This window comes from Tychonema sp. LEGE 06208 (assembly GCF_015207505.1).
Taxonomy (GTDB): Bacteria; Cyanobacteriota; Cyanobacteriia; order Cyanobacteriales; family Microcoleaceae; genus Microcoleus.
Window position 1 is genome coordinate 92400 of sequence record NZ_JADEWT010000003.1, and the last position, 25665, is coordinate 118064.

The 25665-nt window shown below is 45.1% G+C and carries 15 protein-coding genes; 10 read left to right on the forward strand and 5 right to left on the reverse strand.

The features are described 5' to 3' along the window. Nucleotides 1-280 precede the first annotated feature (280 nt). Nucleotides 281-3472 (forward strand): glycosyltransferase, encoded by a 3192-nt coding sequence (locus tag IQ263_RS01645; protein WP_194065875.1) that lies wholly within the window; start codon nt 281-283, stop codon nt 3470-3472. A 73-nt stretch (nt 3473-3545) separates the two neighbouring features. On the opposite strand, the gene IQ263_RS01650 is transcribed toward IQ263_RS01645, so the two are convergent. The 3 genes from IQ263_RS01650 to IQ263_RS01660 all read right to left on the reverse strand — a co-directional run bounded on the left by IQ263_RS01650 (nt 3546) and on the right by IQ263_RS01660 (nt 16031). Further along, nucleotides 3546-13328 (reverse strand): tetratricopeptide repeat protein, encoded by a 9783-nt coding sequence (locus tag IQ263_RS01650; protein WP_194065876.1) that lies wholly within the window; start codon nt 13326-13328, stop codon nt 3546-3548. Nucleotides 13329-13645: 317 nt separating this feature from the next. Next, nucleotides 13646-14647 (reverse strand): homogentisate phytyltransferase, encoded by a 1002-nt coding sequence (locus tag IQ263_RS01655; protein ID WP_228049713.1) that lies wholly within the window; start codon nt 14645-14647, stop codon nt 13646-13648. Between the two features lie 430 nt (nt 14648-15077). Beyond that, on the reverse strand, nt 15078-16031 hold the full coding sequence (locus IQ263_RS01660; RefSeq protein WP_194065877.1) for a methyltransferase domain-containing protein: 954 nt from the start codon (nt 16029-16031) through the stop codon (nt 15078-15080). On the opposite strand from IQ263_RS01660, the gene IQ263_RS01665 reads away from it, so the two are divergent. The 3 genes from IQ263_RS01665 (at nt 16025) to IQ263_RS01675 (ending at nt 18439) form a co-directional block, all read left to right on the forward strand. Further along, on the forward strand, nt 16025-16162 hold the full coding sequence (locus IQ263_RS01665) for a hypothetical protein (protein ID WP_194065878.1): 138 nt from the start codon (nt 16025-16027) through the stop codon (nt 16160-16162). The genes IQ263_RS01660 and IQ263_RS01665 overlap by 7 nt on opposite strands. 106 nt (nt 16163-16268) lie before the next feature. Then, on the forward strand, nt 16269-17603 hold the full coding sequence (locus IQ263_RS01670; RefSeq protein WP_194065879.1) for a TrkH family potassium uptake protein: 1335 nt from the start codon (nt 16269-16271) through the stop codon (nt 17601-17603). Nucleotides 17604-17743: 140 nt separating this feature from the next. Continuing rightward, complete coding sequence (locus IQ263_RS01675; protein ID WP_194065880.1) at nt 17744-18439, forward strand: potassium channel family protein; 696 nt, start codon at nt 17744-17746, stop codon at nt 18437-18439. Between the two features lie 243 nt (nt 18440-18682). Here IQ263_RS01675 and IQ263_RS01680 read toward each other — a convergent pair whose 3' ends face one another. Beyond that, on the reverse strand, nt 18683-18916 hold the full coding sequence (locus IQ263_RS01680) for a hypothetical protein (protein ID WP_194065881.1): 234 nt from the start codon (nt 18914-18916) through the stop codon (nt 18683-18685). Between the two features lie 392 nt (nt 18917-19308). Here IQ263_RS01680 and IQ263_RS01685 point away from each other — a divergent pair, with 392 nt between their 5' ends. Next, on the forward strand, nt 19309-19908 hold the full coding sequence (locus IQ263_RS01685; RefSeq protein WP_194065882.1) for a sulfite oxidase-like oxidoreductase: 600 nt from the start codon (nt 19309-19311) through the stop codon (nt 19906-19908). 90 nt (nt 19909-19998) lie between these two features. Here IQ263_RS01685 and IQ263_RS01690 read toward each other — a convergent pair whose 3' ends face one another. Further along, complete coding sequence (locus IQ263_RS01690; RefSeq protein WP_194065883.1) at nt 19999-20178, reverse strand: hypothetical protein; 180 nt, start codon at nt 20176-20178, stop codon at nt 19999-20001. A 352-nt stretch (nt 20179-20530) separates the two neighbouring features. On the opposite strand from IQ263_RS01690, the gene IQ263_RS01695 reads away from it, so the two are divergent. The 5 genes from IQ263_RS01695 (at nt 20531) to IQ263_RS01715 (ending at nt 25546) form a co-directional block, all read left to right on the forward strand. Beyond that, nucleotides 20531-21226 carry a PEP-CTERM sorting domain-containing protein gene (locus IQ263_RS01695; protein ID WP_194065884.1) on the forward strand — a complete coding sequence of 232 codons (696 nt, stop codon included), beginning with the start codon at nt 20531-20533 and terminating at the stop codon, nt 21224-21226. A 975-nt stretch (nt 21227-22201) separates the two neighbouring features. Continuing rightward, a complete protein-coding gene (locus IQ263_RS01700) occupies nt 22202-22813 on the forward strand; it encodes a DedA family protein (RefSeq protein ID WP_194065885.1) in 612 nt (203 codons plus the stop codon). Nucleotides 22814-23084: 271 nt separating this feature from the next. Further along, nucleotides 23085-24362: an adenosylhomocysteinase gene (gene ahcY / locus IQ263_RS01705; protein ID WP_194065886.1), complete on the forward strand. Its 1278-nt coding sequence runs from the start codon at nt 23085-23087 to the stop codon at nt 24360-24362. Between the two features lie 305 nt (nt 24363-24667). Beyond that, nucleotides 24668-25282, forward strand: coding sequence for a DedA family protein (locus tag IQ263_RS01710; RefSeq protein WP_194065887.1), 615 nt, complete (start codon nt 24668-24670; stop codon nt 25280-25282). 84 nt (nt 25283-25366) lie between these two features. Next, nucleotides 25367-25546, forward strand: coding sequence for a hypothetical protein (locus IQ263_RS01715; protein ID WP_194065888.1), 180 nt, complete (start codon nt 25367-25369; stop codon nt 25544-25546). Nucleotides 25547-25665 lie beyond the last annotated feature (119 nt).

Below are 25665 nucleotides of genomic sequence, written 5' to 3' on the forward strand. Positions count from 1 at the left end.
TAGTATAATTTAAGTCATTAGTCATTAGTCATTAGTCATTAGTCATTAGTCATTAGTCATTAGTCATCTTGCCCGCTCGCGAAGTCGAAGGGTAGTCATTAGTCATGTTTTGCTGTCCTCCCCGAGCTTTCCGTCCAACGTTATCAGGAAAAAGGAAGAAGGAAGAAGGAGCAACCATCAAATAACAAATAACAAATAACAAATAACTAATGCCCAATGCCCTGTTTGACCAATGCCCAATTCCCTGTTTGGCTAATTCCTAACCAAAAATCCTATATTTATGCAGATTATCATCATCACGGCCGCCGATGCAAATTACTTTGAGCTGGTGCGAGGCACTATTTTATCGGTGCGGGAAAAACCAGAGGGTGCAAATATTGCGATCGGCTTTTTCGATCTCGGCTGCACTTCCCAACAGTTGCAGTGGCTGGAAACACAAGTTAATATCATTAAAAAACCCGATTGGGACTTTGACTTTCCCGGCAGAAATGAAGCTCCAGAACATTTAAAAGGATTATTAGTTAGACCTTGTTTGCGAAAATACTTTCCCAATTTTGATATATACCTTTGGATAGATGCGGATGCTTGGGTTCAAGACTGGAGAGCAATTAATTTGTTAGTTGAAGGAGCCTCGCGCCGGGGACTGGCAATTGTTCCCGAAGTTCACAGGGCGAGCTTGCAGCAGTACGGACAACTTCCTCAATTTTGGTCGTGGGTTTATCAACAATATGAAGCTAACTTTGGTGAAAAAATTGCTAAGAAATTCTACAGTTATCCGATATTAAATGCCGGAGTTTTTGCACTACGAAAAGATGCTTTACACTGGGAAGCCTGGGCTGATAAACTCCATCAAGGATTGCAAAAATCCGGCTGTGTCATGACAGATCAATTTGCCCTCAACCTCGCTGTTTACAGTGGCGAATTGTTCAATCTCACTGAAATGCTGCCAGCTTGGTGCAATTGGATATTCAACGGTTTGCCCGTCTGGGACAAGCAGCGAGCCTGTTTTGTGGAGCCGTACTTGCCGCACGGGGCGATCGGCATTTTGCATTTAGCGGGACGCCAGCAGTTTGACCGAGTACAATTGACTGCAACTGACGGCGACCTACTGGAAATCAGCGTCCGTTACCAATCTAAAAAACAGCAAAAAATGACAGAAAAACCACCTGTAATCAGCACAAATAATGTATTACATCGCGCCGATTACGTCTCCCCAGGTTTCCAAATAATTAGACCAGACTGCTATTTCCCTAATATGATTTTGACCGATCCAAATACGAGTGACTGGCCTTATTTACGCCGGGAAATTCCGCATAATTGGTATGCAGACAAGCGCTATCCATTCATCGGATTTTTGAATCGCGACGAAGCACACATCCTTTACAATACAGCCCTGCAATTTTCGGGTAAAAAAGCTTTAGAAATAGGTTGCTGGCTGGGATGGTCTGCCTGTCATTTAGCCCTAGCAGGAGTTGAATTAGATGTCGTCGATCCGCTGTTAGAAAGAGACGACATCAGACAAAGCGTCATAGATTCAATTCAAGGAGCTCTCAATGCGTCGGGAGTTCAAACTACCGTCGAGCTAATACCCGGTTACAGCCCCCAACGAGTAGAAGAATTTGCCACTCAATTCAACCGCCAATGGTCGTTAATTTTTATTGACGGAGAACACGGAGGTGATGGGCCATTAAATGATGCAATTGCTTGCGAAAAATTGGCAGAAAAAGATGCAATAATTTTATTTCATGACTTAGCTGCTCCCGATGTGGCTAAAGGTTTAGATTACTTGAAACAAAAGGGATGGCATACTCTAATTTATCAAACAATGCAAATTATGGGTGCTGCTTGGCGGGGCAATGTCGAGCCTGCAAAACATCAACCAGATCCCAATATTTCCTGGGAGTTGCCAGCACATTTGCAAGGCTATGATGTTAGTGGCAATTCTCAAATCTCCACCGAAATTATTCAAAATCAACCGTCATTTTATACAAGAAGTTTTTACGAATTAATCGGACAAGGTACTCGTAGTTCAGCTCAAGAAATTATTGCTTTATTGTTAGAATTGATGCAACCAGTCAAGCCACAAAGTGTTGTAGATGTTGGTTGCGGTACGGGAAGCTGGTTAGCCACTTGTCAAAAGTTGGGAATTGCTGACTGTTTGGGAATAGATGGCGATTATGTCGATCGCACTCTGTTAGAAATTCCCTTAAATCAGTTCAAGTCTTACGACTTAAAGCAACCGCTGCAAGTAGAAAGAAAATTTGACTTGGCAATTTCTCTGGAAGTTGCGGAACACTTACCCAGTACCTGTGCAGAAAACTTGGTTAATTCTCTAACTAAACTAGCACCGATAATTCTGTTTTCGGCGGCAATACCATTTCAAGGCGGTGTCGAACACGTTAACGAACAGTGGCCGCAATATTGGGCTTATTACTTTCAGAAAAACGGTTTTGCAGTTATTGACTGCTTGAGAAAAAAAATATGGAACAATGAAAAAGTCGAGCCTTGGTATGCTCAGAATATCTTAGTTTTTGTGAAAGAAGAACACTTATCGAGATATCCAAAATTAGTAAATGAGTATCAAAATACCGATCTGAATCAATTGGCGATCGTTCATCCAAAGATTTATTTTGACAGCTTACAAGTGGCTAGAAATTCTAGCGAGAATTCACACTCAAACCATCCACAAAGTGTAAAGCAAGTCGCAGCTTCGCCGCAGCTTGCAAGTCAACCTTTGATATCTGTGATTATTCCCTGTTACAATCAATCTCATTTTTTACCGCAAGCAGTAACTAGCGTTATCAACCAAACTTACAAAAATTGGGAAATAATCATTATCAATGATGGCAGTTTAGATACTACTAGCACAGTCGCCAAACAATTGATAGCAGCCAATCCCCAGTATCAAATTAGGCTAATAGAACAAGCTAATCAAGGGATATCAATAGCTAGAAATACTGGCATATCGGCCGGCAACGGCGAATACATAATGCCCTTAGATGCCGATGATATTTTAGCTCCCAATGCCTTGATTTGTCTTTTAGAAATATGTCTAAAATCACAAGTACCTTGCATAGCATTTGGTTCTTATCAACTTTTTGGCGGCAATGAAAATCACACCATACCCAGTTATGATTTATATTCACCAAAAAACATCAAACAATCTAATATGATTTGCACGTCTTCATTGTATCACAAATCAGTTTGGAATTTGGTCAACGGTTACAAAGCAGAGATGAAAGAAGGTTATGAGGATTGGGAATTTTGGGTTAATTGTCACAAACATAGTATTCCTTTTTGGGGAACGAGAGAAATAGTTCTTAATTATCGTCACGTTCATGGTTCTAGAAATCAAAAAGCTCAACCATACCATCATAAATTGGTAGCACAAATTGTTTCTTACAATCCAGAACTATACGATATTGAAAGTGTAAATAGTGCTAACAAACTATTGGATTCAAGGGCAAATTAATCTTTTTTATAAAAACTAAAGTCTTTACTACGAACAATTTTCCGAAAGTTTGTAGTCAGGACTTTAGTGTTGTCTACATATCAGCAATTACATCCAAAAAACGCTTAACTTGTTTTTCCCAAGTCCAATCAAGCATAAAATTAGCGGCAGCTAAACCGCGATTTTTTGCTTCTGTGTGATTAGTATAAACTTGCTCCAAAGCATCGACTACTTCTGCAATGTCAGACTCTCCCCAACCTTCTACACCGGAAAATTGAGCTGTCGGTTTAACTCGTCCCTGATGGGATAAAGGATAGCAAATATTACTGTAAATCAAGTCTAAATGACCAGTATTTGCTGATAAAATAGTCGGAATTCCGCAGGCCATACTTTCCATTGCGACTAAATTAGTGCCGCCTTCGCAGCGGTTGGCGAAAACAGCGCAGTCGGCTTCTCGCAAAATTTGTCCGGAGAGGTGATTGGGAATTAAGCCGATGTCGATAAAAGAGTCAACTGGCAAACCGTTGGCTGCTAACCATTGGGAAATTCCTAAACTTCCGTCGCGGTTGATATTCGGAAATCCCGCAACGTTTCCGGTTTGTTCAATTCCCAGCATATATTGAGGCCAAAAGTTGTGCCAAGCTGTTAGCAACAGCGCTTCTGGATGTTGGGCGCGAAATTGTTTGAAAGCGGCAATTACAATGTCTTGGCCTTTGCGATATTCTAGTTTTCCACCGGAAAAAATCACGAAGCGATCGCCAAATAGATTAGATTTGGGTGCAGGATGGAAAATTGTCGGGTCAATGCCTTGATTTACCATCGCCACATTCGTCAAGCCGCAGCTTCGCAAAACATCGGCATTCCAGTTGGAACCGGCGACAATTACGCTATATTTTTTGGCTTTTTCTAGTGCTTCTACTGTGATTCGCGTGTCTTCAAAAAAGATGACTCCTACTTGACAAGCGCTGGTAATTTGATTTTCAACTCCAGACGAAACTAAATTATTTCCCAAACCGTAAAGTACGGGAAAGTTGCAAGCAATTTGTTTGTCAGAATTCGCGGTTACTAATTCTTGAAAATCTTTCTGTTTTTCTATCGCAGGCAATAATAGCGATTTGTGCAGCGGATTGATTGATTCTGAGGTGATGGATGGCGGTGCTAAAAGTGCTACTTCCCAGGCAGGATTTCGCAGCAGTTGCAGTGTTAAATTCATGCCGTAAATTCCCCAGCCGCTGGTGATGCTGAGCGGCCAACTGATGCCGATTCCTGTTGTTTTTGGCGGGGTTTCTGGTGGGAGATTTTGAGAAATTAGCAGGGGCGGTGTGTTGATTTCCTGCCCTTGGGAAGTATAAATTAGCTGTTCTAGGGCTGCTTTTATCCGATCGCCCACACCATCCCAATCACCCGGTTTTTGCTGACGAAACAACCGCACAGTGGGATACCAAGGGCTGTCTTCGCGATCGAGCATCCACCGCCAATCGGGCATAAAAGACAGCAAAATCCACACCGGTTTCCCCAACGCCCCGGCTAAATGCGCCACAGCAGTATCGACGCAAATTACTAAATCCAGTTGGGAAACAATCGCTGCCGTGTCGGCAAAATCAACACAATATTCGCTCAAATCTTTAACTTGCTGTTGATTTAATAAAAGGTAATCGCTAGGCAACAAACCTTTTTGAATGCTGTAAAAACTCGCTCCCGGAACATCTAAAAACTTCACAAAATTGCTCAACTTACACGATCGCTCATTGTTATTGCGGTGCAGCGGCCCACCAGCCCACACAATACCTACTTTTAGCTGATTGTTTGGTTCTAGGGAAAATTTACAATCCTCTGGCACTGTTAAATAAGGAATATTTACAGGCAGATTTTCCCAAGTTGTTCCCAGAATCAGGGGCAAACTCATCAGCGGCGCTTGTACTTGAAAATCCACCAAATCTTGCGGCTTTGTTGCTACAATATCTATCCCTGCAACTTTTTCAAACAAACGCTTCAACGATTGATGGCAAGCCACAACAACTTTGCCACCTTTTTGCTTAACTAAAGATGCGTAGCGGATAAAATGAATGGTGTCGCCCAAACCTTGTTCGGGGTGCAACAATATTGTTTTTCCCTGCAAATGTGAACCGTCCCAAAGCGGCTGCTCAAAATATCTGGGTTCCAATTCTTGAGTTTGCCAGCGCGATTCGTAATCCGCAAAACCGCGCTCAAAATTTCCAGTTAAAAGCAAAGCTAACGCTCGTTTCAAACGCCAATTTGGTGATTCTGGACATAGTTGAATTGCTTTATTGTAGAATTCGATCGCCTCTGCAACTTTTCCCTGTTCTTCGAGGGCGGAACCCAAGTATAAATTGGTTTCGCTGAGATTGGGATTTATTTCTAGGGCTTTGTTGTAGTGGAAAATAGCCTCGGCTACTTGCCCGTTTTCCTGCTTAAAATAACCTAAATAACTGTGGGCTTCTGCGTGGTTGGGCGAGGCGACAATTACTTGCTCGTAGCGAGTGGCTGCTTCTGCTTGTTTCCCTTGTTTTCGTAAAGCATTTGCTATGTGAAAATCCACATCAACTGCTGTCAGTTTTTGGGCAGAGACGAGACTGGGCGATGGCGATGTTTCCCTCGCAATCAAGGATTGTGTTAACTCTTGCAAAGCTATTTTTACCCGATCGCACACTCCATCCCAATCCCCCGGTTTTTGCTGGCGAAACAACCGCGCCGTCGGATACCAAGGGCTATCTTCGCGCTGCAACATCCACCGCCAATCCGGCGTAAAACACAGCAAAATCCATACCGGTTTGCCCAAAGCACCGGCTAAATGCGCCACAGCAGTATCAACAGAAATTACTAAATCCAGTTGCGATATCACCGCCGCAGTATCAGCAAAATCGTTCAAATTTTCGCTCAAATCGATCGCGGAAGTTTGAGTCAACAAAGTACGATCGCCCGCCGATAATTCTTTCTGAAGACTGTAAAAACTTACGCCTGGAATATCGAACAATTTCAGAAAATAGCTTAAATAACTCGATCGCACAAAATCCTTCAAATGTTCCGAACTTCCCGCCCACACAATTCCCACTTTGAAATTGCGATTCCCTACGGGATAGCTGCGCTTCACGGAGTTTAGGGAAAATTGCCAATTCGGTGGCGCTGCTAAATAAGGAACATTTGCCGGTATATTTTCTAAAGTTGTTCCCAGAATGTGCGGCAAACTCATCAGCGGTACTTGCACTTGAAAATCGGACAATTCGTCGATCCGCACCGCCACTTGTTCGATGCCAGGAATCTGCTTGAATAAACGCTTGAGTTCTTGATAGCAAGAAAGGATGACTTTGCCGCCTTTTTGCTGCACGATTGCCGCGTAGCGCACAAACTGAATTGCGTCACCCAAACCTTGTTCGCAGCGAATCAAAATAGTTTTAGAATGCAAATCTGAACCGTCCCAAATCGGCCGATCGAAATTCAACCACTGTATTTTTTTTGATTGCTCGGTTTGCCAGCGCCATTCGTACTCGGCAAAACCGCGCAGCAAGTCACCTGTTAATAACAGCGCTAAGGATAAATTGAAGTGAGCCTTAGCACAATTTTCATCGAAACTAATAGCTTTATTGTAACATGAAATTGCCCGGTCTACTTCGTGCTTTGCTTCTAAAACAGTGCCTAAGTTATTCAGCGCTTCTACATAATTTGGCTGTAAGGCTATGGCTTTTTCTAAGCTGACCAAAGCTCGATCTAATTGGTGCATTTCTAAGAATAGATTTCCCAGGTGATAATGCGCTGCGGCGCTGTCAGGTTCTATCTCAATTGACAGACAATAAAGGCGTTTAGCTTCTTCTAGCTGATTTGTTGCTTGCATGGCTGCGCCCAAATTTACGATAGCGGGCACGTAATTGGCATTGATGGAAAGTGCTTGATTAAAACAGGCGATCGCACTTGACAAATTGCCATGCTGCTGGAGTATCGCGCCGAGATTGTTGAGAGCTTTGAGGTAAATGGGATTTAGGGCGATCGCCTTTTGGAAACAAGATATAGCATCGTCTATACGGCCCTGAGTTTGCAGCAAAATACCAAAGTTATTTTGGGATAGAGCGCAGTTAGGGTCGATTTCGATTGCGCGCTGATAATATGTTGCAGCCCCTGCTAAATCGCCTGTTTGGTGCAGTGTCACCGCTAAATTGGTGGTGACTTCAACCGAATTTGGCTGCAAAACTAAAGCATTTTCAAAATACGCGATCGCCTCAATAAATTTTCCTTGCGACTTCAGCAGATTTCCCAAATCGAACTGTTGCTTAGCCAAGTCAAAATTAAGCTGAGTTTCTATTATTGGTTGAGATTCCTGATGCTGAGCAACTCTTTCTCGGAGCGCCAAACCAACCACTTCTAAAACTCCTTCCCAATCTTGCGCTGTTGACTGACGAAACAGTCGCGCCGTCGGATACCAAGGGCTATCTTCCCGTTCCAACATCCACCGCCAATCTGGCACAAAACACAGCAAAATCCACAGGGGTTTGCCCAAAGCACCGGCTAAGTGCGCCACAGAAGTATCTACAGAAATGACTAAATCCAGAGCCGATATTGCAGCCGCTGTATCGGCAAAGTCGTGCAAATAAGAACTTAAATCTGTAACGGGCATTTGCTCTAACAAAGCGCGTTCTTCTGCTGTCACTTCCTTTTGCAAACTGTAAAAATCTGCTCCGGGAATATCTAATATTTTGGCGAACAAATTGAGCGGAAACGATCGCGCTTTATTTTGTGAATTGTTAGTATTGCCACACCAGACAATTCCTACTTTCAAATTAGCAGTTTGGTTGAAAGTAAATTCCCCGCCGGGAGGCGGAGCTAAATAAGGAACCTGGGCGGGTATATTTTCTAAGGTTGTTCCCAGGAGGTGCGGCAAACTCATGAGGTGCGCGCGAACTTGAAAATCCGGCGCTGCTTCTGGACTAATTATCAACTGATCGATTCCCGCAACTCCTGCAAACAATCGGTGCAAGTGCGGCAAACACCAAACAATTACCCGACCGCCTTTTTGCTTGACTAATTCTGCGTAGCGGATAAATTGAATTGCATCGCCTAAACCCTGTTCCGGGCAAAGTAAAATTGTTTTTCCATCCAAATCTTTGCCGTCCCAAATCGGCTGGAGAAAGTTGTATTGCGGGAACTGTTTTTTTTCAACAACCAGCCGCGATTCGTATTCTGTAAAACCACGTTTAAAATCTCCCGCCAGCAGCAATGCTAAAGCTAAATTTAGGTGAGATTCGGGGTTGGCGATATTGAATTCAACTGCTCGATCGTAATAGGTGACAGCATCTGCAAATTGTCCGCTTTGGTGCAGAATGTTTCCCAAACCGTTGAGGGAATTGAGATAACCGGGTTTGAGTTCGATCGCCCGATTGTAACAATCCATCGCCTCCGTCATTTTTCCCGCTTCCTCAAAAGCTTTAGCGAGATTGTTCAAAGCTTCGGGAAAGTCGGATTTCAGGCTCAAAGCTTCCTGATAGCAGGCGATCGCATCTTGAATTTTACCTTGTTTGTGCAGGACAATTGCCAGATTGCAGCGAGCGCCCGCACTGGCTGGATATTTTTGAATCGCTTGCTGGCAAAAGGCTAGAGCCTCATCTAACCGATCTTGGTTTGACAGCCAATTCCCAAAAGCCAGATCGGTTGCTGCCAAATCGGGTTGCAGCGCCAGAGCTCGTTCGTAATAGGCGATCGCATCTGCAACTCGGCCCAGCCGGATCGAGGCGTATGCTAAGTTGTGCAAAGCGTCGAAATAATTGGGATCGATCGCGATCGCCCGTTCGTAATTTGCGATCGCGCGATCGTAATCCGCGCCCGCTTCCTCCCCTTGTTTCTCCAAAGCAATTCCCAAATTCAAATAAGCAGCCGCGCAATCAGGATTTACTTGAATCGCTTGCTGGTAAAGCCTTACAGCATCATCCACATTCCCTTCTTCTTCCCGCAGCAGCCCCAAATTAATCATCGCTTCGGCGCAATTCGGGTTCAAAGACAGCGCCCGCTGGTATTGTGCGATCGCCTCTGCATTTTCCCCTGCTTCCGCCAGGGCGCTGCCCAAATTGCTCGCAGTTTCCGCCAAATTCCGGTCGATTTCTAGCGCTTTTTTGTAGTGCGCGATCGCCTCTGTCAAGCGCCCGCTTTGCTGTTTGACAACGCCTAAATTGCTGTGGGCGGCGGCGTAATTTGGATCGATCCGTAGCGCCCGCTCGTAACATTCGATCGCACCGCCAAAATTGCGCTGCATCTGCAAATTTCGCCCCTCGCGAAACTCTGCATCCGCCGCCGCCGAAGGCACGTAGGCTGCGGAAACCAGACGGCCCAGAGATTGCGCCACCAGAGCGAAAACCGACGCCCAGTCGCCCCTGCTGGGCTGGCGAAACAGCCGCGCCGTCGGATACCAAGGACTGTCTTCGCGCTCCAGCAGCCACCGCCAATCCGGCGAAAACGCCAGCAAAATCCACACCGGTTTGCCCAAAGCGCCCGCCAAATGGGCGACAGCGGTATCGACGGCTATCACTAAATCCAATTCGGCGATCGCAGCAGCAGTATCGGCCAAATCCCCAAAATGCGGGCTCAAATCGACGATTGACGTTCGATCCAACAGCGCGCGATCGGCCTGGGAAACCTCTTTCTGCAAGCTGTAAAAACTTACCCCCGAAACGTCCAAAAGCGGCAGAAACTGACTTAAACTGCAAGAACGCTGCATATTTTTGCGGTGTTTGGGATTCCCCGCCCAGACAATCCCAACTTTCAAATTGCGATCGGGCAAAAGCCCAAATTCAGCACCAGCATTCCCAGATAAATAAGCAGTATTTGCCGGGATTGTTTCGAGCGTTGTACCCAGAACATAGGGCAAACTCAACATCGGCACTTGCACGTCAAATTCCGGCAGCGGCTCGCCTCTAACTATTAGCAAATCAATCCCGTCCACCGTTGCAAACAAACGTTGCAATTGCGGATAACAGCCAACAATTACCCTACCGCCTTTATTTTTTACAATCGCAGCGTAGCGAACAAACTGAATCGAATCGCCCAAACCTTGTTCGGCGTGCAGCAAAATAGTTTTTCCCTGCAAATCGGAACCATCCCACAGCGGCCGGTATTCTCTCGCCGCCACTGTATTTTCCGGCCCAGTCAAAAAACAGGAATGACCGATTTTAAATTCATTAATTTTCCAGCGCCACTCGTATTCCGCCAGACCATTTTCCAAATCTCCCGCCAACAACAAAGCCAAGGATAAATTCAGGTGAGCGCTAGCATGATCTGGACTCAAAACAATCGCCCGTTTGTAGCAGGCGATCGCCTCTTCTACCGCGCCTTTTTCCAGAAAAGTCCTGCCTAAATTGTTAATAGCTTCGACAAAATCCGGCAGCAATTCGAGAGCTTTGTGATAATATTCTAGGGCATCTTCTAAATTCCCTTGTTCTTGCAAAACAGTTGCCAGATTGTTGTAAGCTTCCCAACTGTGCGGCTGAATTTCCAGCGCCCGCCGGTAGAGGTTAACCGCCTCTAAAAGTTCGCCCTTTTCTTGCAGCGCCACCGCTAAATTTATCAGTGCGGGAACGAAATCAGGATCGGCGACGAGGGCTTGTTCGTAATGTGCGATCGCCTCTGCGACTTGACCTTGTTCCTCAAGAATTTTTGCCAAATTGTAAGCTGTTTGAGGAATATTTGGAGCCAGGGCTAAAGCTTCTCGGTAATGCGGAATGGCTGCATCTAACTCGCCATTTTCTTGTTTGAGAAAACCATAATTAATCCGGGCTTGCACGCAATTTGGATCGAGAATTATGATTCGTTCATAAAGAGATTTTGCCTCTGGTTTATCGCCGGTTTCCATTAACTTTTCTGCTTGCTGCAACAAATCTTCTAAAACAACCAAACTTTCCCGATTATTGGCGCTAGTAATAGATGTTTCAATCCCTGGTAATTGCTTGAGTGCGGAGCGATTTTCCAGCGCTTCGCCCGCTGTCAAAAATATGTTTTGGCTATCCTCAATCAAGCTATTGTTTGTGATTTCCAGCGCCGCAGTATCGACTGTCTTTGCGATGGACAAATTTTTAGTATCATCCTCGGAATAAGCAGCAGAATTGGCGATCGCCAACAAACTTAAAGCAGCCTGCACATCCTGAAACAATTCTCCCCAACTTTCCGGCTGACTTTGGCGGAAAAGCCTAGCAGTTGGGTACCAAGGATTGTCTTCGCGATCCAGCAGCCAGCGCCAGTCAGGAGCAAAAGAAAGCAGCACCCAAACCGGTTTTCCCAAAGCACCCGCCAAGTGCGCGACAGAAGTATCGACACTAATCACCAAATCCAGTTGAGATATAGCAGAAGCCGTATCAGCCAAGTCGTTCAGGTGCGGGCTCAAATCCGGCACCAAGTGGTGATTGAGCAAAGTGCGATCGCTCTCGGACAAGTTTTTTTGTAAACTATAAAAAGCGATTCCCGCCACTTCAAACAACGGAATAAAATCGCTCAAACTGCAAGATCGCTGATTGTCTTTCCGCCTGGTTGGATTCCCCGCCCACACAATTCCCACCTTAAATTTGGCATCAGAAGCCAGCGCAAACTTGCACTCAGCAGGCGGAGTCAAATAAGGAATATTTGCGGGTATTGTTTCGAGAGTTGTCCCCAAAATTCTGGGTAAACTCATCAGCGGTGCGTGAACGTCAAATACTGGTAAACCCTCAAAACTAACTGATAAATATTCAATGCCGGCAACAGTCGCAAACAACCGCATCAGTTCTGGATAGCAAGCCACGATGACTTTAGCGCCTCGGCTGCGAAGAATCGGGGCGTAGCGAATAAACTGAATCGAATCGCCCAAGCCTTGCTCGACGTGCAGTAAAATAGTTTTAGAATGCAAATCCGAACCATCCCAAAGCGGCTGTAGAAATTGCCTCGGTTGTAGTGTCGAAGTGCGCCACCGCCACTCGTATTCAGCAAAACCGCGCTGATAATCTCCGAACAACAGCAAAGTTAAACTAAATTCGAGGTGTGCGGTGGCGTTGTCTGGCTGCAATTCTAAGGCTCGACGGTGACAGTAAAAAGCCTCTTGAAAATTGCCTAAATCTACCAATGCGTGTCCGAGGTTGTTAATAGCATCCACGAAGTCAGGCTTGAAGCTTAATGCTTGTCGGTAGTGGTCTAGGGCTGCTTTTGTCTTGCCTTGTTCGTGGTAAAATGCTCCGATATTATTTTGCGCGTCGGGATTTTGCGGTTCTATTTCTACAGCTTGCTGGTAGCAGTTGAGAGCTTCGGTTAATTTATTTTGTTGCTGCAAAACTCTGCCCAATCCTAGCAGAGAATATGTTAATTTAGGATTTATTTTTAAAGCGTGCAAATAACAGGTCGCTGCATCGTCGAATTGATTTTTTTCTGTAAAGATTTTACCTAAATTGTGGGCGGCTTCAACCAGGTTTGGGTCGAGTTTAAGCGCTGCTTGGTAATATACAATTGCCGCGTCTGTTTCGCCTAATTGCTGTTTGAGCCAGCCCAATTTATTGCAGGCGAGTGCGGAATTTGGCTGTATTTTGATAACTTGTTCGTAACTGGCGATCGCCCTTTGAGTGGCGCCGACATCCATCAAAACATGGGCTTTATTTAAATGTGCTTCTACAAAATCGGGGTTTTGGGCGATCGCGCGATCGTAAAAGTCGATCGCCTCAGCAACTTTTCCCTGCTGTCTCAGCGCTATTCCCAACAAACAAAGCACGTTTGCTGAATCCGGCTCGACTTCTACGATTTGCCGATACAAATTTTCAGCTTCTAACAAACGCCCCGCTTGGTGATGTTCCCAAGCTCTTTTCAAACAGTCTTCAGCACTCTGTTTAACGGCAGATTTTTGCAGTTTTTTCTTAGAAGCCATAGTTATCTTTGTTGTTTGGGAGTTCGCTAACTTGTAATTACCAACTGATTCTAATTTGTTAACTATTCCTTCCTTTCTTCTTCCCTGGAAGTATTTATGCAGAGAGCTTTCGCATCAAAGTGCCGAATATTACTAGAAACCAGAAAAATATCCAAGCCAGCAGGAATTTCGCACTTCTAAAAAACCATTCTTAAACACTCTATATGCTCCTTCCTCCTGATGACCAATAACTAATAACCAATAACTAATAACCAATAACCAATAACCAATAACCAATAACCAATAACTAATGACTAATGACTACTGACTACTGACTTCTACCCTAACAAACAAGCTGCTGGAAAAATCAGATATTCTAAGAAAAACAACTTCCAGATAAACTGATAAAAATCCGCAATTTCTTTTTGCTCATCCAAATCAACTTTCGCGCTCCAAAACCACATCAAACCCAAAGCCGTCAAATGAGAAACTGCCAAAAATATTAAATTAACATTAGACAAAACAATGACTCCCGCCACAGTCGCGCCCAAATAGCAAACTGTCAACACCCAGCGAGACAAATTAAAGACTGCCGGCTTGCCCAGCTCAATCGTAAACGTAGTAATATTGTATTGCTTGTCGCCTTCCATATCGGGGATATCTTTGAAAATGGCGATCGCAAAAGTAAACACCACCACAAACACCGTCAGCACCCAAACTTCCGCAGGAATCGCAAAAGACACACTATCCAAACTCCAGCCCGAAAAAGCGCTTTTCGCCCTTCCCAAACCCAACACCCAATTAAAGTGTAAAAATAACCCTAGATTTACGATCGCGCCCCGCACCGTAAAAATGCACAGCGCCGCCCAAAAAGGAAACCGTTTCAGCCGAATTGGCGGTAGAGAATAAGCAGTCCCGATCGCCAAACTAACACCAACTGTAGCCAGCAAAAACGGCCCTTGCAAAACAGCAGTCAAAATTGCCAAAATTCCCGTTACAGCTACAATTAATTCCCCTGTTTTTTGAGAAAAGGCCCCAGAGGCGATCGGCAAATACGGCTTATTGATTTTATCAATTTCCACATCTTCTAACTGGTTCAATCCCACAATATAAATATTGCCGCAAATGCAAGCCAACCAAGCACAAGCTAGGGGCAAAAATATAGGATTCACAAACAGTTGTGCGCTTTGGGCGATCGCGTACAAAGCCAGCACGCTCAACGTAGTCCCCACAATCGTATGCGGCCGAGAAAACTCCCAAAATGCCCTCACCCAGCTTTGCGGAGCCGAGCCATCTTTATCTTTATCAATCCAAGACTTATCAATCGAATCGTTGCCCATAAATCCCACAACCGCACCAGAAATAATATTAAGTAAAGTGGAAATTATCCACCTTACTTAATTGAACTTACAGCCAGAAATATCATCGACCAAACCCTCTTCCTTCTTCCCTCTTCCTGATGACGTTGGACGGAAAAATCGCGGGGGGACAGCACTAATGACTAATAACTAATGACTAATAACTAATGACTAATGACTAATGACTAATGACTAATGACTAATGATATCAAATCCGGTAGCATTGGAATGATTCAGATATATATTCTCGGACTCTGTGTACTCTGTGTACTAATAAGGTTCAATCATTCCGATGCAAGCGGAAACGATATGACTAATGACTAATGACTAATGACTAATGACTAATGACTAATGACTAATGACTTCTGACTAATGACTTCTGACTAATGACTTCTGACTAATGACTAATGATTTATTTTACAGCACAAATCAGTCCGAAACGAATCAATCCGCTCTGATATCCCCGGCTCATCAATCCGAGAGCGAGTGCAGCTTGAATCGTCGTCCAACCGCTCGTCAGCAAACCCCAAATTGCGTTCGGAGTCAAAGCAGAATCGATCACCACATCCCAAAACGGAGCAACTGCTTTTGACCAATCAGCGCTGCGAATATTTGTAAAAGGCAAACTGCGGACAATTTCCTTATATTCCGGCAAAGAAATCACGTAAGGTAAAGCATAAACCCGGTAAATTTCTGCCAACTCCTTTCTCTCTGCATCAGTTAATTCTCCCGCCGTTTCTCCCACCGGGCGGTGACACCAAGTTGCTAACATCAAAGTTCCTCCCGGCTTGAGCACGCGACAGCATTCCTGCAAAAACTTAATTTTGTCGGGCATATGTTCGCCACTTTCGAGGGACCAAACTAAGTCGAAGGACTCGTCAGGAAAAGGCATATTCAAAGCATCTGCTACTAAAAAGTTAACATTGCTTTCGAGTCCTGCAATTTTAGCGCGTTCAGTCGCTCTGTTGGCCTGTACCGGACTCAGGGTGATGCCGGTGGCCATCACGCTAGCGCCCGTTTTGTTTTCTGCGGTCGATCGCCCAAAATCTCGATCGACCTCACCATCCGACTTTAAATTATTTTGGGCGATCGAACTAAACTTTTGAGTCAAATAAAGCGTGCTACCGCCGATTCCGCAACCGACATCTAAAATGCGGTAAGGTTCGCAGAGTGCCTTCTCTGACGGTACTCCAGCCTCGCCTAGCAATTCTTCGATCAAATCTATCTGAGCCTGTCGGCGCTCTTTTTTCAAATTCCCATCCGCGCCGTAGTAACCGTGGTGCATATGTTCGCCCCACACCTGTTCCCACAAACCGCTAGAAGCGTCGTAGAGTTCCTGAATTTGCTGGTAAAGTGTTGATGTCATCGCCAGATCGCAAGTTATTAAAGGAATTCTACCGTTATTTTCCCGATGTTGTCATGGAATGTGGCGATTTGGTGCGATCGGTCGATCGGCATTCCCCAGACCGAGATATCCTTATTTATACCCCTGGATAGATTTGTCGGTTTCCTCTCAAATCGAAAAATCTCAAATCTCAAATCGATTTGTCGATTCCCTCTAAAATCTACAATCTACAATCTAAAATCTAAAATCTAAAATCGAATGACTGTCTCGCGAACCATTGCTTTGGGCTTTCTCGCCGTCATCGCCGCAGGTGCTCTACTACTGATGATGCCTTTTTCCACAATCGATGGAACTTGGAACAATCCCATCACAGCACTCTTCACCTCGACTTCCGCTGTTTGCGTCACAGGCTTGTCGGTTGTGGATGTCGGAAAACATTACTCTTTTTGGGGACAACTGTGCCTAGTTTTACTGGTGCAAATAGGAGGCTTGGGCTACATGACAGCCACGACTTTCTTGCTGCTGTTATTGGGCCGCCGCTTTGGCTTGAAAGACAAAATTGCCCTGCAACAATCTCTCGACAAATCCGGGCTAGCCGGCGTAGTACAACTCGTGCAGTCAATTCTAGCAACAACGCTTTTGTTTGAATTAACAGGAGTGTTTTTGCTGATGTCGGTTTTCGTCCCCCAATACGGATTTAAAGAGGGCGTGTGGTCGGCCATATTTCACAGCGTTAATGCCTTTAACAACGCCGGCTTTAGCCTCTACTCAGATAATTTGATCGGCTACATCAATTCGCCTATTGTTAACTTCACTGTCGGCGGTTTAATCATATTTGGGGGAATCGGCTATCAAGTAATTATGGAAATGTACCTGTGGGTGCGAGATCGGTTCAACAAAAGCCCTATCTGCACAGTTTTTTCCCTAAATTTCAAAGTCGTTACCAGTACAACTGCCGTTCTTTTAATTTTAGGAACGCTAGCCTTTTTGGTGCTGGAATACAACAACCCAGCAACTTTCGGTCCTCTCAATTTTCCGCAAAAGGTGATGGCAGCTTGGTTTCAATCTGTTACTCCCCGCACGGCGGGATTCAATACAATTGACATTGGCAAAATGAGCGAAGCCGCGCTATTTCTGACTATCGCGCTGATGTTTATCGGCGCCAGTCCTGGCAGTACCGGCGGCGGAATCAAAACCACAACTTTTAGGATATTGTTTTGCTGTACCACAGCAGTTATCGAAGGTCAGGAAGATGTGGAGTGCTATCAGCGTCAAATCCCGCCAGCAATGATTCTGAAAACCATTAGCGTAGTCTTCGGTTCCCTGTTGGTCGCGTTCACATCTGCAATTTTAATCGAGCTGACCAATCCCCAAGTAGAATTTATCGCAGCGCTGTATGAAGCAGTTTCAGCTTTTGCCACGGTCGGTCTTTCCACAGGGATTACAGCCAAGCTTTCAGCGATCGGTAAGTTGATTTTGATTGCTACAATGTACATAGGTCGGGTTGGAGTGCTGCTGCTGATGAGCGCTGCATTCGGCGACCCAAAACCCAGGTCTTTTAAGTATGCTGAGGAAAGTTTGTTAGTGGGATAAAAAAATCCTGCCTACTTCCTGATAATCTAAACAATGGGTGACAACCCAAATCAACTTTTACTATTTAGTCACAAATCAAAAGGAGGCGGCGCTGTCTTTGCGACAATTTAAAAAGCAAGACTTTCAGCGCTGGATATTGAGTGAACCTGTCATCTTTGAATTTTTTTAGCGGTTTGCGCGTCGATAACAAGCAGTTTGCAGTTATTGGTTTGGGACGCTTTGGCAAAGCTGTGTGTTCGACCCTGCATGACTTGGGTTACGAAGTTCTCGCGGTTGACACCGACGAAAAAAAAGTAGCTCAAGCTTTGAACGATCGTATAGCTGCTCACGTTTTACAGTTAGATTCTACTGAGCCTAGCGCTCTTAGGGGAGCAGGTATATTTGAATTTGAAACGGTGATTGTGGCGATCGGCAATTACCTAGCAGAAAGCATTACCACCACCCTAAATCTTAAGGAAGGCGGGGTAAGTCACGTAATAGCTAAAGCTTCCTCGGAAACTCACTTGAAAATTTTGAAAAAAGTCGGCGCAGATCATGTGGTTTTTCCAGAACGAGAAATGGGCCACTCTTTGGCCCGAATTCTTACAAAACCCAGCATTTTAGAACGCTTTGATCTCGACCCAGATCACAGCATAGTTGAGTTGCTCGTTCCAGAAAAGTTTGACGGTAAAACAATTTCGGATTTGGAACTCCGGCGCAGGTATGGTTTGAACTTGCTAGCAGTCGGTCGCACCGACAAGTTCGAGATCAATCCGCAGCCGAGCCAACGTTTGAGCAAGGGCGAGGTGATGGTAGTAATTGGTTCTAATAAAGATATCAATCGCTTACCAATTTAACAGCTCGCCATTTTACTCGCTCAATATGTAGTAGGATGCTTGTGGCGCACGTTATATTGTCTCCGCTCGAACCACAAGCTTTATCTTCTAATTTTTAACCGAAATATCTAACTTGAATTTCACCAATTTTGGGGTTGTTTCTTTCGTTGCGACCCTGTAAAAATATAGTGAAAATTTCAACCACCAAGTCGTAGCACCCGACAATAGAGCTTCGGCAAATCTAAAAGCCGTCGCCCTAAAAATTCAGCCTGCATTCAAAATATTTTGCAGGTAAGCTCTAGCCACAATCAGCACCGCCACAACTAAAGCGAGTTTAATAGGCCAAGGACACACCGCCACCAACCAAATTAACGAACACACTCCAACAATTGCAGCTAGCGGAGCCGGAATCCCGTCTAGCGTTCTGTTGTCAGTCCCGGCAGTCACCCACCAAGCAATCAAGCAGACAGTCAACGGAATCAAGCAACTTACGAGCATGGTTTTTACCTCATCTATTTTTGATATTTGAAATATGAGCCTATTGTAACGATACATCAAATTTTAGGCAAGGCACCATTAATTGCGATAAAATTTAAGGTTAAAGAATTAATAAGCAAAAACAAGATTTTTTTAATTTTTAGCCAAAGATCTATCCAAAGGCAGATTTAAGTGGGAATCAGGTAAAATATGCGTATTTTTTAGTGTGAATAAGTAGTGATGAATTGTGATGGGCCCTGATTTGCATATAGCTTTTCAAGCTCTTATATGAGGTACTATCCGGCATAGGGCTCCGTGGCCTCCGTGGCCTCCGTGGGCATAGGGTAGACCTCACTTTTTTGAGAACCGCTATATACTGAGGATTGCAGTCAGTTACTGTAGAGCGCCAATCAATGCAAGGCAAATTTTTTCGCAAGCCCGAACCAGAAAAAAGCGATCGCGTCCCTCCGGGCCAATACCTCGCCAACGGCTTTCCCGTGCTGACTTACGGGGATACACCCTCTGTCAGCATTGAGAGTTGGGAATTTAAAGTTTGGGGATTGGTAAAACCAAAAACCTTCACTTGGTCAGACTTCCAGGCCATGCCCCAAAGCAACTTTACTGCCGATTTTCACTGCGTCACCCGGTGGTCAAAACTCGACGTGCAGTGGACTGGAGTCAAAGTCACAGATTTTATGAACTATGTAGAAGTCGCTCGCTCGGCTATGTACGTCCTCGAACACTGCTACGGCGACTACACCACCAACATTGCGATCGCCGACTTGATCCGAGAAGAAAACTTTTTCGCCCACACCGTCTTCGGCGAACCCCTGTCCCCAGACCACGGCGGCCCGATGCGGCTGGTAGTCCCCCACCTCTACGCCTGGAAAAGCGCGAAATGGATTAACGGCCTAGAGTTTACAGAAGCCGAACAACTCGGGTTTTGGGAACGCAACGGCTACCACCGCAGGGGCGAACCTTGGGCCGAGGAACGCTACAGCGGTTTGTTTTGATGCAGTCGATCGCAATTAGGCCTTCCCCAGACTTTCTACATAGGATATTTGTTGAGAGGTAATTCGCTTTTTGACCGCTTAAACCTGCATTCATCTCCTCTCGATCGCACCTTTGAGCTTTCTCACAGCCCCGAAACCCTTAAATTGAAGCAAAATACGTAAGCTAGGGCGATCGTAGCTTGTACGTAATTTGCCCGATAGATCGACTACTTGCACTCCCCTACACAAGTCCCAAAACAACAAAGATTCCCAGTTTATGGTTAATACCAAGCTTTTTCAACTCTCCGTTGGCGCGCGTCTCCCCGTGTTTATACGTAAGTGTTAGTTGTCGATCGCCCGGACGGTGACTAAAATAAAAAATCAGCATAAACCAGACCCAAATAAAATTGGCAGTGCCACGCCTCCCTGCTTGCTACAGCAAGGTTTCAAGCCACAATAGTTATAATTATTTTGTGTGCTTTTAAGGAGCGATCCCCCTGAATGCCAATGGGACAGAGAGCATTTGTAAAGGATGTGTAAAGCCTTCATAAAGAGTCTGTCAAAATTCACCTCAAGTGCCACAAACACCAAAAAGTATTGCATAATTAAATTATTGAAGCAGTCGCACAAAAGGAATCAGATTATGAATACCAAAATTTTATCCGCCCTAACAGCTACCGCAGCCGTCACAGCTATGTTGGGCGCAGCAGCTCCAGCTCATGCCTTCTCCTTTGGCACCAACGGCATCAGCTTCAACGAAGATACAAATGTCACATTTAACTTCCTAGAATCTCACGGTGCGTATACCTCCTCTTTGGGAGTCTACGAAGTAAACAACTCGGTGGCATCTCTAGTCAGCACACTGTTCTCGGAAACTAAATCCTCAGACAACGGTGACTCTAACGAATGGAGAGGAACCTCCGGCAATACAGTCGCTTCAGGCCCCGTAACGTTTCAATTCCTGGCAAATAAAGTTTACAGTTTGGGACTCAGCAGCCTCTACAATGGCGCTAGCGCGGGCACTGTCTACTCAACCTCTTCCTTGAACGTCGGCAAGAAGCAGCAAGCCGTGTTTGGCGGGTCGTCACTTTTGAACGCACTCGACAAAGACACAACGAACACCTTCAAAGCTGCTAAAAATTACACAAACGGAGCCAGTTCTCTGTTGAACGGCGCAACCATCGGCTTTGACGATGCCGGTAACGGTAACGACAAAGACTTCCAAGACTTCACCGTCAGCGCAACAGTTCCCGAACCGATGACAATGACTGGTTTGGCTCTAGGCTTGGGCGGATTAATTGCAGCACGCCGTCGCCGCGCTAGCAAAGCAGCTTCCTAATTGTGTTTCAACGGGGACGACCGACTACATTCCGTTTAACAAGCAATCATATAACCGGCAGGCGCGCTGATAGGAAATCGGCTCGCCTTTTGCTTGAATGAAGAATAGAAATGGAAGTCGTCAAGCGTGAAGTCGGAAAAAAGAGGATTTTTGCCACTCTCCCACTCTCCCAATCTCCCAACTCAAAATTCAAAATTCAAAACTCACCAAAAAGCTGGGTTGAAGCCCCGTCCTTCTAGGATGGCTTTAATTGCAGAATTTATTCTTTAGTTTCCCGTATTGTTTGATCCGTTGTGGTTTATTCTAGTAGATTGCTGTAGAATTAGATTGCAAGTAAAACAAGCATCTACGTGTTGAAACACTCTCTTTATCGGAGAAATCCCGGAACAGTGAGCCACTGCACTCGTTAATGAGTAGTAAGCCTGTATAACTGACAAATAACGGCAGAGTGTGAAGCGTACCTAACTGGCGCAAGTGATGAACTATGAAAGCAAACATAATTTAAAAGTAGGCGTAATTGCAGCACCTTTTGGGTGGTTGTTTTGAGCGCGTAGAGGTATTTTGACAATGCCTTTGAGAGTTCTAGGATTCATTCAAGAATCCCCGCACCTTTAGGTCGGGGAGTGTCAATCGTCCTCAAGTGTTCGATCGAACTGAGATATTGCACCTGTGGCAAAAACCGTGTTTCTGACCGAAGATATAGCATCAAAGCCTATATCTCTCGTTCAGAAACACGGTTTTTATAAGTTTATTGAGAATGGTGTACGAATAGCCTTTCAAGCGAAAAATGAGGTACTATCCGGCATAGGGCATACCTCACGACGCTTGAATTGCCACCGCCGCCCTAGTTTTTGTCCGGCGCACCGGTGCTTCGGGAGGGTGCAATAGCCGATAACTATATCGAAAGAATCCATTATCTACTGTTTATTAATCGAGCGGACATGATATTAGTTAATTCCCCGGAAAAACAAAAAAATGAATTTTGATTTGCAGCAACTGATTAAAACCTTCGGTTATTTGGGAATTTGGGGTATTGTGTTCGCCGAATCTGGATTGCTGTTCGGTTTTTTTCTGCCGGGAGACAGCTTGTTGTTTGCTGCTGGAATTGTAGCGTCCGGGCCCAACTCTATGAATATTTGGACGCTAATTTTTGGGTGTTTTGTCTGCGCTGTGGCTGGCGATAATGTTGGCTATGCAACCGGACACCGTTGGGGTCGCCGCTTATTTAATCAGGAAGATTCGTGGCTGTTTAAAAAAGAATATTTAGAAAAAACCGAAAATTTTTACGAAAAACACGGTCAAAAAGCTGTTGTACTGGCGAGATTTACGCCAATTGTCCGCACATTTGCCCCGATAGTGGCGGGAGTGGCGGCAATGAAATACAAAACTTTTATGTTTTATAACCTGATCGGTGGGTTTTTGTGGACGGTGGGGTTAACGCTGATGGGTTTCTATTTGGGAAAGATGATTCCTCCTGAGAGAGTTGATGAATATTTACTGCCGATTGTTTGCGGAATAATTGTACTTTCTTTTGTGCCTTCGATTATTCATATAGTCCAAGAACGCCGCGCTGACAAAAAAGATTGACTCCGCCCTAGACCGAAATTGTCTGCCACATTTAAATATCCCAGATCCATCTGTGGAGTAAATCTCTGATTATTCAATTTTTTAATCTAAAATTGACTGACTCTGCTGTGCTGGTGAACCCCGGCTACGATCGCAAATTGGTCGATCGAATACCATCAAAATTTAAGATTAGCAGCGTGCAGGGCGATCGAATAAAATCCTAGCACTTGCCCGCAGATAGGTAAATCTGCTAAAACTAACAGAGTTTGATGATTTCTGGAAAATAACATACATGGTAGCTACATCCGTCAAGATTAAACACGAAGTAAAAGACTTGTCCCTCGCCCCCTTGGGGAAGCAACGCATCGAGTGGGCCGGCCGCGAAATGCCAGTATTGCGCCAAATTCAAGAACGCTTCGCTAAAGAAAAGCCCTTCGCAGGCATCCGTATTTCAGCTTGCTGCCACGTAACCACAGAAACAGCCCATTTGGCGATCGCCCTGAAAATGGGCGGCGCAGACGCTCTACTCATCGCTAGCAACCCCTTAAGCACCCAAGATGACGTAGCCGCTTGCTTAGTTGAAGACTACGGCATTTCCGTCTTCGCCCTCAGAGGAGAAGACGCGGCTACCTACGAACGGCACGTTAACACAGCCCTCGACCACCGCCCCAACATCATCATCGACGACGGCAGCGACGTAGTAGCAGCCCTGATCCAGCACCGCCCGAACCAAATTGCCGACTTGATCGGAACCACCGAAGAAACCACCACCGGCATCGTGCGCCTGCGGGCCATGTTGAAAGACGGCGTGCTGACTTTCCCCGCCATGAACGTCAACGACGCAGACACCAAGCACTTCTTCGACAACCGCTACGGCACCGGTCAATCTACCCTAGATGGCATTATCCGGGCTACCAACATCTTGTTGGCCGGCAAAAATATTGTGGTTGCAGGTTACGGCTGGTGCGGCAAAGGCACGGCACTGCGCGCCCGCGGCATGGGCGCTAACGTAATTGTCACCGAAATCGATCCGATTCGGGCGATCGAAGCAGTGATGGACGGTTTCCGCGTCATGCCAATGGACGAAGCAGCACAAGTCGGCGATATCTTCATCACCGTTACCGGCAACAAACACGTCATCCGTGCCGAACATTTCGACACCATGAAAGATGGCGCAATGGTTTGCAATTCCGGTCACTTTGACATTGAAATCGACCTCAAATCCCTCGGCGCAAAAAGCACCGACGTGAAAACAGTTCGCTCTTTCACCCAAGAATACCGCCTCAACAATGGCAAGTCGGTTATTGTCTTGGGCGAAGGCCGTTTGATCAACTTGGCAGCAGCCGAAGGACATCCTAGCGCCGTCATGGATATGAGCTTTGCTAACCAAGCTTTAGCCACTGAATATCTAGTCAAAAACCAAGGCAAGTTAGAAGCAGGAATTCATTCAATTCCTGTTGATGTTGACAAGGAAATTGCGCGTCTCAAATTGGAAGCAATGGGAATTCACATTGATACCTTGACAGCCGAGCAAATTGAGTACACCAACTCCTGGACTTCGGGAACTTAATCATAGCTCCTCGTTCCTAGGCCGAGCCTAGGAATGAATAGACGGAGGCTCTACATCCCTGGTTCGGAGTCGAGGCCGAGCCTCTATTCTATATATGCGTTCCCAGGCTTTGCCTGGGAACGAGCAATTCATTGTTTATTCTTCCTGATGACTTCTTCCTGATAACTAATAACGTTCGCGAACTCTTAAGCTGGCAAAACATGACGTTGGACGTTGGACTTTCTGAGACACAAAAACATGACTAATGACTAATGACTAATGACTAATGACTAATGACTGTACCTCTTACCAATTATTAAATCAAAATGGTTGAATGGATAACTAGCACAATGGAGTCGATGGGCTATCTGGGAATAGGCCTATTGATGTTTTTGGAAAACCTTTTCCCGCCCATACCCTCAGAATTGATTATGCCCCTGGCAGGATTCACCGCATTCAAGGGCGATATGCAGTTGTCACCGGCGATCGCAGCAGGTACGATCGGTACAATTCTGGGAGCCCTTCCCTGGTACTATGCGGGTAAATTATTGAGCGAAGAACGCTTGAGGGATTTAGCCGACAAATACGGCAAATGGATCGCAGTATCCGGCGCCGATATTGACAAAGCAAATAGATGGTTTACCAGACACGGCAACAAAGCCGTATTTTTGTGTCGCCTCGTACCGGGAGTTCGCACCCTGATTTCCCTGCCCGCTGGCATCAATAATATGCCTTTAATTCCTTTTTTACTATACTCAACAGGAGGCACTCTTTTATGGGTAAGTTTCCTGACTTTTGCCGGATATAAACTAGGGCAAAATTATACGCTGGTAGAGGAATATCTAGACCCGGTTTCCAAAATAGTTGTGGTGATTATTGTTATTTGGTTTATATTGTGGGTTGTCAAAAAGAATATGCAGAAGGAAAAATATCGCAAATAAACCCAGAAATCCTCAAAATAATCTGCGTTAATCTGCTATCATCTGCGGTCAAAAAAAAAATCACCGTTGTGACTTGCTTCAACGATGTCCCGAACAGTAGCGCTGAAAGATAGATGGGCATACTTGAGAGAAACTTCTGCTATTTTTGCTACTTTATTAAATTTAGTGGGAAATTGGCATAGCCAGCTTGTGACAGCCATCGCTTCTTCCTTCTTCCTGATGACGTTGTACGGAAAGCTCGGAGGCGACAGCACTGATGACTAATGACTAATGACTAATGACTAATGACTAATGACTAATGACTAATGACTAATGACTAATGACTAATGACTAATGACTAATGACTAATGACTAATGACTAATGACTAATGACTAATGACTAA

What these genes read in the sequence shown, in the direction of transcription:
- IQ263_RS01645 (WP_194065875.1), top strand. Translation starts at nt 281, where the DNA reads ATGCAGATTATCATCATCACGGCCGCCGATGCAAATTACTTTGAGCTG.
- IQ263_RS01650 (WP_194065876.1), bottom strand. Translation starts at nt 13,328, where the DNA reads ATGGCTTCTAAGAAAAAACTGCAAAAATCTGCCGTTAAACAGAGTGCT.
- IQ263_RS01655 (WP_228049713.1), bottom strand. Translation starts at nt 14,647, where the DNA reads ATGGGCAACGATTCGATTGATAAGTCTTGGATTGATAAAGATAAAGAT.
- IQ263_RS01665 (WP_194065878.1), top strand. Translation starts at nt 16,025, where the DNA reads ATGTCATCGCCAGATCGCAAGTTATTAAAGGAATTCTACCGTTATTTT.
- IQ263_RS01660 (WP_194065877.1), bottom strand. Translation starts at nt 16,031, where the DNA reads ATGACATCAACACTTTACCAGCAAATTCAGGAACTCTACGACGCTTCT.
- IQ263_RS01670 (WP_194065879.1), top strand. Translation starts at nt 16,269, where the DNA reads ATGACTGTCTCGCGAACCATTGCTTTGGGCTTTCTCGCCGTCATCGCC.
- IQ263_RS01680 (WP_194065881.1), bottom strand. Translation starts at nt 18,916, where the DNA reads ATGCTCGTAAGTTGCTTGATTCCGTTGACTGTCTGCTTGATTGCTTGG.
- IQ263_RS01685 (WP_194065882.1), top strand. Translation starts at nt 19,309, where the DNA reads ATGCAAGGCAAATTTTTTCGCAAGCCCGAACCAGAAAAAAGCGATCGC.
- IQ263_RS01695 (WP_194065884.1), top strand. Translation starts at nt 20,531, where the DNA reads ATGAATACCAAAATTTTATCCGCCCTAACAGCTACCGCAGCCGTCACA.
- IQ263_RS01700 (WP_194065885.1), top strand. Translation starts at nt 22,202, where the DNA reads ATGAATTTTGATTTGCAGCAACTGATTAAAACCTTCGGTTATTTGGGA.
- ahcY (WP_194065886.1), top strand. Translation starts at nt 23,085, where the DNA reads ATGGTAGCTACATCCGTCAAGATTAAACACGAAGTAAAAGACTTGTCC.
- IQ263_RS01710 (WP_194065887.1), top strand. Translation starts at nt 24,668, where the DNA reads ATGGTTGAATGGATAACTAGCACAATGGAGTCGATGGGCTATCTGGGA.
- IQ263_RS01715 (WP_194065888.1), top strand. Translation starts at nt 25,367, where the DNA reads ATGTCCCGAACAGTAGCGCTGAAAGATAGATGGGCATACTTGAGAGAA.